This window comes from Bacillus sp. BS1807G30, from assembly GCF_040047675.1.
In the GTDB taxonomy this organism is placed as follows: Bacteria; Bacillota; Bacilli; order Bacillales; family Bacillaceae; genus Bacillus; species Bacillus altitudinis.
In genome coordinates, this window is the sequence record NZ_CP157353.1 from 116,108 (window position 1) to 128,864 (window position 12,757).

General features: G+C 41.5%; 15 protein-coding genes and 1 other annotated feature. All 15 genes read left to right on the forward strand.

The genetic code is table 11. The features are described 5' to 3' along the window. Positions 1 to 5 precede the first annotated feature (5 nt). The 15 genes from cysE (at position 6) to rpoB (ending at position 12,700) form a co-directional block, all read left to right on the forward strand. On the forward strand, positions 6 to 659 hold the full coding sequence (cysE, locus tag ABG082_RS00620; RefSeq protein WP_017366453.1) for a serine O-acetyltransferase: 654 nt from the start codon (positions 6 to 8) through the stop codon (positions 657 to 659). Next, positions 656 to 2,056, forward strand: coding sequence for a cysteine--tRNA ligase (gene cysS, locus ABG082_RS00625; protein ID WP_007496278.1), 1,401 nt, complete (start codon positions 656 to 658; stop codon positions 2,054 to 2,056). Before cysE ends, cysS begins: the two co-directional genes overlap by 4 nt. A gap of 3 nt (positions 2,057 to 2,059) precedes the next feature. Continuing rightward, positions 2,060 to 2,491, forward strand: a complete 432-nt coding sequence (locus ABG082_RS00630) for a Mini-ribonuclease 3 (RefSeq protein ID WP_046342446.1) — start codon at positions 2,060 to 2,062, stop codon at positions 2,489 to 2,491. Continuing rightward, complete coding sequence (gene rlmB, locus ABG082_RS00635; RefSeq protein ID WP_017359163.1) at positions 2,475 to 3,224, forward strand: 23S rRNA (guanosine(2251)-2'-O)-methyltransferase RlmB; 750 nt, start codon at positions 2,475 to 2,477, stop codon at positions 3,222 to 3,224. Before ABG082_RS00630 ends, rlmB begins: the two co-directional genes overlap by 17 nt. 2 nt (positions 3,225 to 3,226) lie before the next feature. Continuing rightward, entirely contained in the window at positions 3,227 to 3,739 is a 513-nt protein-coding gene (rae1, locus tag ABG082_RS00640) for a ribosome-dependent mRNA decay endonuclease Rae1/YacP (protein WP_017366454.1), read from the forward strand. 63 nt (positions 3,740 to 3,802) lie between these two features. Further along, a complete protein-coding gene (sigH, locus tag ABG082_RS00645) occupies positions 3,803 to 4,459 on the forward strand; it encodes an RNA polymerase sporulation sigma factor SigH (protein ID WP_008345424.1) in 657 nt (218 codons plus the stop codon). A 76-nt stretch (positions 4,460 to 4,535) separates the two neighbouring features. Next, on the forward strand, positions 4,536 to 4,685 hold the full coding sequence (gene rpmG, locus ABG082_RS00650) for a 50S ribosomal protein L33 (protein WP_008356502.1): 150 nt from the start codon (positions 4,536 to 4,538) through the stop codon (positions 4,683 to 4,685). Between the two features lie 34 nt (positions 4,686 to 4,719). Next, on the forward strand, positions 4,720 to 4,896 hold the full coding sequence (secE, locus tag ABG082_RS00655) for a preprotein translocase subunit SecE (RefSeq protein WP_008345422.1): 177 nt from the start codon (positions 4,720 to 4,722) through the stop codon (positions 4,894 to 4,896). A 171-nt stretch (positions 4,897 to 5,067) separates the two neighbouring features. Continuing rightward, positions 5,068 to 5,601 carry a transcription termination/antitermination protein NusG gene (nusG, locus tag ABG082_RS00660; RefSeq protein WP_003217197.1) on the forward strand — a complete coding sequence of 178 codons (534 nt, stop codon included), beginning with the start codon at positions 5,068 to 5,070 and terminating at the stop codon, positions 5,599 to 5,601. 171 nt (positions 5,602 to 5,772) lie between these two features. Next, positions 5,773 to 6,198 (forward strand): 50S ribosomal protein L11, encoded by a 426-nt coding sequence (gene rplK, locus ABG082_RS00665; RefSeq protein WP_003216956.1) that lies wholly within the window; start codon positions 5,773 to 5,775, stop codon positions 6,196 to 6,198. Between the two features lie 99 nt (positions 6,199 to 6,297). After that, complete coding sequence (rplA, locus tag ABG082_RS00670) at positions 6,298 to 6,996, forward strand: 50S ribosomal protein L1 (protein ID WP_007496292.1); 699 nt, start codon at positions 6,298 to 6,300, stop codon at positions 6,994 to 6,996. Between the two features lie 46 nt (positions 6,997 to 7,042). Continuing rightward, positions 7,043 to 7,183: a sequence feature (ribosomal protein L10 leader region), on the forward strand. A gap of 69 nt (positions 7,184 to 7,252) precedes the next feature. After that, positions 7,253 to 7,753 carry a 50S ribosomal protein L10 gene (gene rplJ, locus ABG082_RS00675; RefSeq protein ID WP_003217048.1) on the forward strand — a complete coding sequence of 167 codons (501 nt, stop codon included), beginning with the start codon at positions 7,253 to 7,255 and terminating at the stop codon, positions 7,751 to 7,753. A 42-nt stretch (positions 7,754 to 7,795) separates the two neighbouring features. Then, positions 7,796 to 8,161 carry a 50S ribosomal protein L7/L12 gene (rplL, locus tag ABG082_RS00680; RefSeq protein WP_008345418.1) on the forward strand — a complete coding sequence of 122 codons (366 nt, stop codon included), beginning with the start codon at positions 7,796 to 7,798 and terminating at the stop codon, positions 8,159 to 8,161. 96 nt (positions 8,162 to 8,257) lie between these two features. After that, complete coding sequence (locus ABG082_RS00685) at positions 8,258 to 8,863, forward strand: class I SAM-dependent methyltransferase (protein WP_007496296.1); 606 nt, start codon at positions 8,258 to 8,260, stop codon at positions 8,861 to 8,863. Positions 8,864 to 9,118: 255 nt separating this feature from the next. After that, the gene (rpoB, locus tag ABG082_RS00690) at positions 9,119 to 12,700 is read left to right on the forward strand and encodes a DNA-directed RNA polymerase subunit beta (RefSeq protein ID WP_007496297.1); all 3,582 of its coding nucleotides are present in this window, start codon (positions 9,119 to 9,121) and stop codon (positions 12,698 to 12,700) included. Positions 12,701 to 12,757: the final 57 nt, after the last annotated feature.

The following is a 12,757-nucleotide window of genomic DNA, read 5'->3' on the forward strand; positions in this document are numbered from 1 at the left end:
AGCATGTGTTTTTCAAAATGCTGAAAGAAGATATTGATACTGTGTTTGATCAAGATCCTGCTGCTAGAAGCTATCTTGAAGTAGTGCTAACCTATTCAGGGCTTCATGCGATTTGGGCTCATCGTGTTGCGCATGCATTTTACAAGCGTAAGCTGTATTTTCTTGCGCGGATCATTTCTCAGGTCAGCCGGTTTTTCACAGGGGTTGAGATTCACCCAGCAGCAACCATCGGCCGGCGGTTCTTCATTGATCACGGCATGGGCGTCGTGATTGGGGAAACATGTGAAATTGGCGATAACGTCACTGTTTTCCAAGGCGTGACATTAGGGGGAACAGGGAAAGAAAAGGGAAAGCGGCATCCAACTATTTTGGACGACGCCCTGATTGCGACTGGTGCTAAGGTGCTCGGTTCTATTACCGTAGGAAAAGGGTCCAAGATTGGTGCGGGGTCTGTTGTGTTAAAAGACGTACCAGACCATTCTACTGTTGTAGGTATACCTGGGCGTGTTGTCGTTCAAAATGGAAAGAAAATCAATCGTGATCTCAATCATCAAGATTTGCCAGATCCAGTTTCTGATCGTTTCAAAGAATTGGAGCGAGAAATGGAAAAGCTAAAACGTGAGCTGGCTTCATTGAGCAGAAAGGAAGAACAATCATGACAATCAATATTTATAATACATTGACACGTAAGAAGGAAGAGTTTGTCCCGCTTGAACCAGGAAAGGTCAAAATGTATGTATGCGGACCAACCGTGTATAACTACATTCACATCGGGAATGCAAGACCGGCCATTGTATATGACACGGTACGTAAGTATTTAGAATATAGCGGCTATGATGTGAATTTCGTATCCAACTTTACTGATGTGGATGATAAACTCATCAAAGCAGCAAATGAATTAGGCGAGGATGTCCCAACGATTGCTGATCGATTTATCCAAGCATACTTTGAGGACGTCAGTGCATTAGGCTGCAAAAAAGCAGACCTTCACCCGCGAGTGACAGAAAATATGGATGATATCATTGCGTTTATCGCCACATTGATTGAAAAAGGCTACGCCTATGAAGCAGATGGTGACGTGTATTACAGCACACGCTCATTTGAAGGCTACGGAAAACTGTCTCACCAATCGATTGATGAATTAAAGACAGGTGCCCGTATTCGTGTAGGTGAAAAGAAAAGAGATGCACTCGACTTTGCATTATGGAAGGCCGCAAAGGATCAGGAGATTTCTTGGGATAGCCCGTGGGGTGAAGGGCGTCCAGGCTGGCACATCGAGTGCTCTGCGATGGTCAAAAAGTATTTAGGCGATACGATTGACATTCATGCTGGCGGACAGGATTTAACGTTCCCTCATCACGAGAATGAGATTGCTCAATCTGAGGCTTTGACAGGAAAACCTTTTGCGAAGTATTGGATGCATAACGGGTATATTAATATTGAGAATGAAAAAATGTCAAAATCACTTGGGAACTTTGTGCTCGTACATGACATTATTAAAGAACAAGATCCAGATGTGCTTCGTTTCTTTATGCTGTCGGTTCACTATCGTCATCCAATCAATTACTCCATTGACTTATTGGAAAGTACAAAGAGTGCATTTAACAGACTCAAAACATCTTATTCAAATCTACATCATCGCCTTGAGAGCAGTACCAATTTAACAGAGGATAACACTGAATGGCTGACAAAGATTGAAGAGCAGCGAGCGACATTTATTTCTGAAATGAATGATGACTTCAATACGGCAAATGCCATCTCTGTTTTATTTGAACTAGCGAAACAAGCGAATTACTATATGGAAAATGATCATACTTCCGAGGAAGTGATCAAGGCATTTATTGGCTTGTTTCAAGAAATCACATCCGTCCTCGGCTTCTCACTAGCAGAAAAGCACACGCTTGACGAAGAGGTAGAAGCATTAATTGAGAAGCGGAATGAAGCTAGAAGGAATCGTGACTTCGCATTGTCTGATCAAATTCGTGACCAGCTAAAGAGCATGAATATTGTATTGGAGGACACTCCTCAAGGTACGCGCTGGAAAAGAGGAGAATAGGTCATGTTGAATTTTGAAAAGCTGAAAGACGGAAAACAGTTGAACGGACTTGCGCTTGCTTATATGGGTGATGCCATTTTTGAAGTATACGTGAGGCATCACCTCCTCCAAATGGGGGCGACCAAACCAAATGAGCTTCATAAACGTGCAAGTAAGATCGTTTCAGCTAAATCTCAGGCCGCTATTTTATTTGAGCTTCAGCAGAAGGGCTTTTTCACAGAAGCGGAAGAAGCGGTGCTGAAAAGAGGAAGAAATGCAAAATCAGGCACAGTGCCTAAAAACACAGACGTTCAAACGTATCGTTATAGTACAGCGTTTGAAGCGCTCATGGGTTATTTATTTATCGAGAAGCAGGACGAACGCTTAGAAGAGTTGATTAGTCAGGCGATTGAAATCGGAACGTCAGGGAGGAAGACAAATGAGTCAGCAACATGATTATGTGATTGGGAAAAATGCAGTGATTGAAACACTGAAGTCAGATCGGGAGTTATATAAGCTCTGGATGGCAGAAAACACTGTAAAAGGACAAGCCCAGCAGGTCATTGAACTCGCGAAAAAGCAAAATATCACCATTCAGTATGTTCCGAGGAAAAAGCTTGATCAGATGGTAACAGGTCAGCACCAGGGAATCGTTGCACAAGTAGCAGCATATGAATATGCAGAATTGGACGATCTGTATCAAATTGCTGAAAAGCGGAATGAACAACCATTTTTCATCATCTTAGATGAAATTGAAGATCCGCACAATTTAGGGTCGATCATGCGTACGGCCGATGCTGTTGGTGCACATGGAATCGTCATTCCAAAACGACGAGCGGTAGGCTTGACGACAACTGTTGCGAAAGCATCTACTGGAGCCATTGAACATATCCCGGTCGCAAAAGTAACCAATCTTTCCAGAGCTCTTGATGAAATGAAAGAAAGAGGAATCTGGGTCGCAGGAACAGATGCATCTGCGAAGCAGGACTACAGACAATTTGACGGCACGATGCCTCTCGCTCTTGTCATCGGCAGTGAAGGAAAAGGAATTGGCCGATTGATTAAGGAAAAATGTGATTTCTTGATTAAATTGCCAATGGCCGGGAAGGTCACTTCATTAAATGCATCAGTTGCCGCTAGTCTATTGATGTATGAAGTGTATCGAAAACGTTATCCGTTAGGAGAATAGAGATGGACATCCTCTTAGTCGATGGATACAACATGATAGGTGCATGGCCTCGTTTGCAGCACTTAAAAGAAAACAGCTTTGAAGAAGCCAGAGACGTGCTGATTCAAAATTTAGCAGAATATCAAGCATATACAGGGTATCGAGTCATTGTCGTATTCGATGCCCATATGGTCAAAGGAATCGAAAAGAAGCGGACAAACCACCGAGTAGAGGTCATCTTTACAAGAGAAAATGAAACGGCTGATGAGCGGATTGAAAAACTGGCACAAGACTTGAATAACATTCGGACGCAAATTCATGTGGCGACCTCTGATTATACAGAACAATGGGCAATTTTTGGACAGGGTGCACTTCGTAAGTCAGCACGAGAGCTCTTAAGAGAGATAGAAGTGATTGAACGAAAGATTGAAACACGTGTCAAAAAGATTACTTCTGATAAACCAGCATCCAAAATTGAATTGTCAGAAGATGTATTGAAAACGTTTGAAAAATGGCGGCGGGGAAACTTGGAATAGCTTGACGATATTTCAACCATTATTGTATAATATTTCTATCTAGGTGCGGTCGGGGGGATCGAAGTGAATCTAAACAACAGCAAGGGTAAGTCCATCAGAGAGCAATTTTGCCAGTTGGAAGATGAACAAGTCATTGAAAGGGTTCATGTCGGAGATAGTGATGCGCTAGATTATTTAATAACGAAATACCGCAATTTTGTACGTGCGAAAGCAAGATCTTATTTCTTGATTGGAGCGGATCGAGAGGACATTGTCCAAGAGGGGATGATCGGACTTTATAAGTCTATCCGCGATTTCAGAGAGGACAAGCTTACTTCATTTAAGGCTTTTGCAGAATTATGTATTACCCGCCAAATTATCACCGCAATTAAAACAGCTACTCGCCAAAAACATATCCCGTTAAATTCCTATGTATCATTAGACAAGCCGATATACGATGAAGAATCGGACAGAACATTATTGGACGTCATTTCCGGTGCTAAAGCGCTTAACCCAGAAGATTTAATCATTAGCAAAGAAGAATTTGATGATATTGAAATGAAAATGGGTGAATTACTAAGCGAGCTGGAAAGAAAGGTACTTGTGCTTTATCTTGATGGTAGGTCCTATCAGGAGATTTCTGAAGATTTAAACCGTCATGTGAAATCAATTGATAATGCACTCCAAAGAGTAAAGAGAAAATTAGAGAAATATTTAGAGCTGCGCGAGATCAGTCTCTAATCAAACCTATATTGACAGCTTTTTCGACACTGTGATAAGGTACTAAGGAAATGATGTCGAGAAAATAGGTGTAAATATGAGGAAAAAGATTACTCTAGCCTGTAAAGACTGCGGAAGCCGCAATTATACGACAATGAAAAGTGTTGCTTCAGCAGCTGAAAGATTAGAAGTTAAGAAATATTGCAAGACTTGTAATTCACATAAAACACATTTAGAAACGAAGTAGGATTTGCGTTCTTTAATCTGTGGAGGTCTTTTACATGCGTATTATCAGTTTCTTAAAAAGTGTCGGGAAAGAAATGAAAAAGGTCAGCTGGCCAAAGAAAAACGAAATGGTCCGCTACACGATCACTGTTATTTTAACAGTCGTATTTTTTGCCATCTTTTTCTCTTTTCTTGATATAGGAATCTCACAATTAATCGAATTAATTCATTAATACTTGAATAATGGTCTGCTGAACGTGCTATAATAGATCATAATATGACTTGCCAAAAAACCCGTTTTACGGGTTTTTTCAATTGCTTGAAAATATTTACCGGTACTCGAGATTCGTCAAATAGACATTACGAAATGTGGGGAGGGAAGGACTAAATAGTCCTGAACGAAAATGGAAAAGAATTGGTATGTTGTGCATACGTACTCTGGCTATGAGAACAAAGTGAAAGCGAACTTGGAAAAGCGTGTTGAATCAATGGGCATGCAGGATAAAATTTTCCGCGTTGTTGTACCAGAAGAAGAAGAAACGGACATTAAAAACGGTAAGAAAAAAGTAGTGAAAAAGAAAGTATTCCCTGGATATGTGCTAGTAGAAATCGTCATGACTGACGATTCTTGGTATGTCGTTCGTAATACACCAGGTGTGACAGGATTCGTTGGATCAGCTGGATCAGGCTCTAAGCCGACAGCGTTATTACCTGGCGAAGCAGAAACCATTCTGAAGAGAATGGGACTTGAAGAGCGCAAGACAGAAATTGACTTTGAACTAAAAGAAACAGTCAAGGTCATCGATGGACCATTTGCTAACTTCACAGGCTCTATCGAAGAGATTGATTATGATAAAAGCAAAGTCAAAGTATTCGTTAATATGTTTGGTAGAGAAACTCCTGTGGAACTTGAGTTCACACAGATCGATAAATTGTAATTTAAAAGAGCTTGAAATGAGTGTATAGAAGTGGTAATATAGCAAAGGTACGTCTTGAGTTCGCTCAAGATCGCTAGCTAGTTATTTCGTCATTCATATAAAGAATGAAGTTGTTGAGTGGGAGGGGGATTCCCCTATTACCACATCACGGACTTTAAGGAGGTGTGTCTCGTGGCTAAAAAAGTAGTAAAAGTTGTTAAATTGCAAATTCCTGCTGGAAAAGCTAACCCAGCTCCACCAGTTGGACCTGCACTAGGTCAAGCCGGTGTTAATATCATGGGATTCTGTAAGGAGTTTAACGCTCGTACAGCTGACCAAGCTGGTCTTATCATTCCTGTTGAAATTTCGGTTTTTGAAGACCGTTCATTTACATTTATTACTAAAACTCCACCTGCTGCAGTATTACTTAAAAAAGCAGCTGGTATTGAGTCTGGTTCTGGTGAACCTAACCGTAATAAAGTGGCAACTGTTAAGCGTGATAAAGTACGCGAAATCGCGGAAACAAAAATGCCTGACTTAAACGCTGCTAGCGTTGAATCAGCTATGCGCATGGTTGAAGGTACTGCACGCAGTATGGGTATTGTCATCGAAGATTAATTTTTTGTCTTGTTGGGTTGCGAGTTTGGTTTTGACAAGTTCGCAACCCTTATTCGTGGGAGGTTATTCCGCTAAAACCACATAAGGAGGATTTTTATAATGGCTAAAAAAGGTAAAAAGTATGTAGAAGCTGCTAAGCTAATCGAACGTACTAAAGCGTATGATGTAGCTGAAGCTGTTTCTCTTACAAAAAAAGCAAATACAGCGAAATTTGATGCGACTGTAGAAGTTGCTTTTCGTTTGGGCGTAGACCCTCGTAAAAACGATCAACAAATCCGCGGTGCAGTTGTACTTCCTAACGGAACTGGTAAAACTCAACGCGTTCTTGTGTTCGCTAAAGGCGAAAAAGCAAAAGAAGCAGAAGCTGCTGGAGCAGACTACGTTGGAGATTCTGATTACATCACTAAAATCCAACAAGGCTGGTTCGAATTCGATGTAATCGTTGCGACACCTGACATGATGGGTGAAGTTGGTAAGATCGGTCGTGTACTTGGACCAAAAGGTCTTATGCCAAACCCTAAAACAGGAACTGTAACTTTCGAAGTTGAAAAAGCAATCAATGAAATCAAAGCTGGTAAAGTAGAATACCGCGTTGATAAAGCTGGTAACATCCACGCGCCAATCGGAAAGGTTTCTTTCGAGGACGAAAAGCTTGTTGAGAACTTTGCAACAATCTATGACACAATCCTTAAAGCAAAACCTGCAGCGGCTAAAGGTGTATACGTGAAAAACGTTTCTGTTACATCTACTATGGGCCCTGGCGTGAAAGTGGATCCATCTTCTTTCTCTGCAAAATAATTCTTGACTTATCACAATCGTTTTGATAATATCAAAATGTTGTAAAATAGAATAATCATTTATACCGTAGACAGCAGGGGCCTTATGGCTTAATTAACCCGCCGAGGTGTATATGTCACAGTCTTACGTTAACGTATGCTTGTATATACAGCCTCCATGTCTTAATGGAGGCTTTTTATATGGAGAACCGTTCGTTAGGAACGTGATGACCTGATCGGTATAAGTGTTACACAAAGAATGTACAGGAGGTGTAACCATGAGCAATGCAATCGATACTAAAAAAGTTGTCGTTGATGAAATTACTTCTAAATTTAAAGACAGTATGTCTACTGTAATCGTAGATTACCGCGGTCTTTCAGTTTCTGAAGTGACTGAACTTCGTAAACAGCTTCGTGATGCTGGCGTAGAATTCAAAGTTTACAAAAATACTTTGACTCGCCGTGCAGTTGAACAAGTTGAACTAACGGGTTTAAACGATTTCTTAACAGGTCCAAACGCTATCGCATTCAGTAACGAAGATGTTATCGCACCTGCGAAAATCATCAACGAATTTGCGAAAAGCCACGAAGCTTTAGAAATCAAAGCTGGTGTTATCGAAGGAAACGTAGCGACTGTAGAAGAAGTGAAGGCTCTTGCGGAACTTCCGTCTCGCGAAGGCTTACTTTCTATGTTGCTTAGCGTTCTTCAAGCTCCAGTTCGTAACCTTGCTCTTGCTACTAAAGCAGTTGCAGATCAAAAAGAAGAACAAGGCGCTTAATGCGTACTTGACGTAAAAAAACTTAAAATGGAGGAATTACAAATGGCTTTAAATATCGAAGAAATCATTGCTTCAGTTAAAGAAGCAACTGTACTTGAGTTAAACGACTTAGTAAAAGCAATCGAAGAAGAATTTGGCGTAACTGCTGCTGCTCCTGTAGCTGTAGCTGCTGGTGGCGGTGCTGCTGCTGAAGAAAAAACTGATTTTGATCTAGTACTTGCTGGTGCTGGAGACCAAAAAATCAAAGTTATCAAAGTGGTTCGTGAAATCACTGGTCTTGGCTTGAAAGAAGCTAAAGAACTTGTTGACAACACTCCAAAACCTCTTAAAGAAGGTATTGCTAAAGAAGAAGCTGAAGAACTTAAAGCTAAGCTTGAAGAAGTTGGCGCTTCTGTAGAAGTTAAGTAATCTTCGCCTAATCTTTTGGGAAAGCTCGCTTTTACTGGCGGGCTTTTTCTTTTCTTATCTCCTGAAACGATTGAATCCAGAGGAGGTCCATTCACCATGAGTGACCACTATTATACGGAAAAGCCATCAGTGAAAAGCAATAAACAGACATGGGACTTCACCTTGAGAAACCGTAGCTTTACTTTTACAAGTGACAGTGGAGTGTTTTCTAAGAAAGAAGTCGACTATGGTTCGAGGCTTTTAATTGAAGCTTTTGAAGAACCTGACTTGGATGGCGACGTCTTAGATGTCGGTTGCGGTTATGGACCGATCGGCTTATCGTTAGCAAACGAAATGACAGGCCGCACCATTCATATGATTGATGTGAACGAAAGAGCAGTCGAACTTTCAAAGGAAAACGCTAAGCATAATCGCATTGATAATGTCCGCATCTATCAAAGTGATTTGTTCTCGAATGTTCATTCATCAGCTGCTTTTGCCTCTATACTGACCAATCCCCCAATACGGGCAGGGAAGAAAGTAGTACATGCGATCTTTGAAAAAAGTGCTGATCATTTATTGCCGGAAGGTGAGTTGTGGGTGGTTATTCAGAAAAAACAAGGTGGACCATCTGCGATTGAGAAATTAGAACAGCTTTTTGGAGAAGTGACGGTCGTTATGAAAAAAAAGGGCTACTATATTATCAAAGCTAAAAAAGTTTGACGCAGTTTCCTAGCTGTGTTAACATTATAAAATGCCAATGTGTATATTTTGCTTGATAGGCTTAAAAAACAACTATTTTGTATAAATTATGCATACTTGGGAAAACTAATAAAATCGGTATTTGTTTTTGGATGTGGTTTTCTTATTTTAGAAACCCTTTTTTCTTTTGTCTTGTAAAAGTATTTCTTTACTGACATTTGAAAGACAGAAATACTTTTTACACATATAATACGCATGATTTGAGGGGTGAATCAGTTGACAGGTCAACTAGTTCAGTATGGACGACACCGCCAGCGCAGAAGCTACGCACGCATAAGCGAAGTGTTAGAATTACCAAATCTCATTGAAATTCAAACCTCTTCTTATCAGTGGTTTCTTGATGAGGGTCTTAGAGAGATGTTTCAAGATATATCCCCAATTGAGGATTTTACTGGTAACCTTTCTCTTGAATTCATTGATTACAGCCTAGGGGATCCTAAGTATCCTGTAGCAGAATCAAAAGAACGTGATGTAACTTACTCTGCTCCACTAAGAGTAAAAGTTCGTTTAATTAACAAAGAAACTGGAGAAGTAAAAGACCAAGATGTGTTTATGGGTGATTTCCCAATCATGACAGACACAGGTACTTTTATCATTAATGGTGCGGAACGTGTAATCGTTTCTCAGTTAGTACGTTCTCCAAGTGTATATTTCAGTGGTAAAGTAGACAAAAACGGTAAAAAAGGTTTTACTGCGACTGTCATTCCAAACCGTGGCGCATGGTTAGAATACGAAACTGATGCGAAGGATGTAGTCTATGTACGCATCGATCGCACACGTAAGTTGCCGGTTACGGTTCTTTTGCGTGCTCTCGGCTTCAGCTCTGATCAAGAGATTCTTGACCTCATTGGCGAGAATGAATACTTACGCAACACGTTGGAAAAAGACAATACAGAGAATGCCGATAAAGCACTTCTCGAAATCTACGAGCGTCTTCGTCCCGGAGAGCCGCCAACTGTTGAAAATGCGAAAAGCTTGCTAGACTCTCGCTTCTTTGATCCGAAGAGATATGACTTAGCAAATGTTGGACGCTACAAGATTAATAAGAAGCTTCATATTAAAAATAGACTATTCAATCAAAAATTGGCTGAAACGCTAGTTGATCCTGAAACAGGTGAAATCCTAGCAGAAAAAGGTCAAATTCTAGATAGAAGAGTGCTTGATAAAGTTCTTCCATACTTAGAAAACGGCATCGGATTTAGAAAGCTTTATCCAAACGGTGGCGTAGTAGAGGATGAAGTAGAACTTCAATCTATCAAGATTTATGCACCAACTGATCAAGAAGGCGAGCAAGTGATCAACGTGATTGGTAATGCATATGTAGAGGAAGCTGTGAAGAATATCACGCCTTCTGACATCATTGCTTCAATCAGTTACTTCTTTAACCTGCTTCATGGAGTAGGTGACACAGATGATATCGATCACCTTGGTAACCGTCGTCTGCGTTCTGTAGGTGAACTTCTGCAAAACCAATTCCGTATTGGTTTGAGCAGAATGGAGCGTGTTGTTCGTGAAAGAATGTCGATTCAAGACACGAACACGATCACACCTCAGCAGCTGATTAACATCCGTCCTGTGATCGCTTCTATCAAAGAGTTCTTTGGTAGCTCTCAGCTTTCTCAGTTCATGGATCAAACAAACCCGCTTGCTGAATTGACACACAAACGTCGTCTGTCAGCGCTTGGACCGGGTGGTTTGACACGTGAGCGTGCAGGAATGGAAGTTCGTGACGTTCACTACTCTCACTATGGGCGTATGTGTCCGATTGAAACACCAGAGGGTCCAAACATTGGTTTGATCAACTCTCTATCTTCATTTGCAAAAGTGAATCGCTTCGGCTTTATTGAAACACCTTACCGCCGGGTTGACCCTGAAACAGGTAAAGTGACGCCGAGAATCGATTACTTAACTGCTGATGAAGAGGATAACTACGTTGTAGCACAAGCGAACGCTATATTAGGTGAAGATGGTTCGTTTATCGATGATAATATCATTGCTCGTTTTAGAGGGGAAAACACCGTTGTTCCTCGAAACCGCGTTGACTACATGGACGTTTCGCCGAAGCAGGTTGTTTCTGCAGCGACAGCATGTATCCCATTCTTAGAAAACGATGACTCTAACCGTGCTCTAATGGGAGCGAACATGCAACGTCAGGCTGTGCCTTTGATGCAGCCGGAATCACCGATTGTTGGTACAGGTATGGAGTATGTATCAGGTAAAGACTCTGGTGCTGCTGTGATCTGCCGTTACCCAGGTGTTGTAGAACGTGTTGAAGCGAAGAATATTTGGGTTCGCCGTTATGAAGACGTTGACGGGCAACAAGTCAAAGGAAACCTAGACAAATACAGCTTGCTGAAATTTGTCCGCTCTAACCAAGGGACTTGCTACAACCAGCGCCCAATTGTAAGTGTTGGAGATGAAGTCGTCAAAGGAGAAATTCTTGCAGACGGTCCTTCTATGGAAAAAGGTGAATTGGCTCTAGGACGTAACGTCATGGTCGGCTTCATGACTTGGGACGGTTACAACTATGAGGATGCGATCATTATGAGTGAGCGCCTTGTAAAAGATGACGTCTACACTTCTATTCATATTGAAGAATATGAATCAGAAGCTCGTGATACAAAGCTTGGACCAGAAGAAATTACGCGTGATATTCCAAACGTTGGAGAGGATGCTTTACGCAACCTTGACGAGCGCGGAATCATCCGTATTGGTGCAGAAGTAAAAGACGGAGACCTTCTTGTCGGGAAAGTAACGCCTAAAGGTGTAACAGAACTAACAGCTGAAGAACGTCTATTACATGCAATCTTCGGTGAAAAGGCTCGTGAAGTGCGTGATACGTCTCTACGTGTACCACACGGCGGCGGCGGAATCATCCACGATGTCAAAGTCTTTAACCGTGAAGATGGAGATGAATTACCACCAGGTGTTAACCAGTTAGTCCGAGTATACATCGTTCAGAAGCGTAAAATTTCTGAAGGTGACAAAATGGCCGGACGACATGGTAACAAAGGGGTTATCTCTAAAATCCTCCCAGAAGAAGATATGCCGTATCTTCCAGACGGAACACCGATTGATATCATGTTAAACCCTCTAGGGGTACCATCTCGTATGAATATCGGTCAGGTACTTGAGCTTCATATGGGTATGGCTGCACGTTACCTAGGCATCCACATTGCGTCACCAGTATTTGATGGTGCTCGTGAGGAAGATGTTTGGGAAACGCTTGAAGAAGCAGGTATGTCCCGTGATGCGAAAACAGTCCTTTATGATGGTCGAACTGGTGAACCATTCGACAACCGTGTATCTGTTGGAATCATGTATATGATCAAACTGGCTCACATGGTTGACGATAAACTTCACGCACGTTCAACTGGACCATACTCACTTGTTACGCAGCAGCCACTGGGCGGTAAAGCACAGTTTGGTGGACAGCGTTTCGGAGAGATGGAAGTATGGGCACTTGAAGCTTACGGTGCAGCATATACACTTCAAGAAATCTTAACTGTAAAATCGGATGACGTTGTGGGTCGTGTGAAAACATACGAAGCGATCGTCAAAGGGGATAACGTACCTGAACCAGGTGTCCCTGAATCATTCAAAGTATTAATTAAAGAACTTCAAAGTTTAGGTATGGATGTGAAAATTCTATCTGGCGATGAAGAAGAGATAGAAATGAGAGATTTAGAAGACGATGAGGAAACGAAGAAAGCAGACGGATTAGCGTTATCTAATGACGAAGATGCTGCAGACCTCGCGCCTGTCGATCTTGAACGTGACGCAGTCACAAAAGAATAGCAGAAACGATTAGAGCAAGTGACTAGGGTATAACCCGAAGATTAAAAGGGAGGTAGG

Bases quoted from the DNA above. Each gene is read 5' to 3' on its own strand.
- cysS (WP_007496278.1), top strand. From the start codon at position 656: ATGACAATCAATATTTATAATACATTGACACGTAAGAAGGAAGAGTTT.
- ABG082_RS00630 (WP_046342446.1), top strand. From the start codon at position 2,060: ATGTTGAATTTTGAAAAGCTGAAAGACGGAAAACAGTTGAACGGACTT.
- rlmB (WP_017359163.1), top strand. From the start codon at position 2,475: ATGAGTCAGCAACATGATTATGTGATTGGGAAAAATGCAGTGATTGAA.
- rae1 (WP_017366454.1), top strand. From the start codon at position 3,227: ATGGACATCCTCTTAGTCGATGGATACAACATGATAGGTGCATGGCCT.
- rpmG (WP_008356502.1), top strand. From the start codon at position 4,536: ATGAGGAAAAAGATTACTCTAGCCTGTAAAGACTGCGGAAGCCGCAAT.
- secE (WP_008345422.1), top strand. From the start codon at position 4,720: ATGCGTATTATCAGTTTCTTAAAAAGTGTCGGGAAAGAAATGAAAAAG.
- nusG (WP_003217197.1), top strand. From the start codon at position 5,068: ATGGAAAAGAATTGGTATGTTGTGCATACGTACTCTGGCTATGAGAAC.
- rplA (WP_007496292.1), top strand. From the start codon at position 6,298: ATGGCTAAAAAAGGTAAAAAGTATGTAGAAGCTGCTAAGCTAATCGAA.
- rplJ (WP_003217048.1), top strand. From the start codon at position 7,253: ATGAGCAATGCAATCGATACTAAAAAAGTTGTCGTTGATGAAATTACT.
- rplL (WP_008345418.1), top strand. From the start codon at position 7,796: ATGGCTTTAAATATCGAAGAAATCATTGCTTCAGTTAAAGAAGCAACT.
- ABG082_RS00685 (WP_007496296.1), top strand. From the start codon at position 8,258: ATGAGTGACCACTATTATACGGAAAAGCCATCAGTGAAAAGCAATAAA.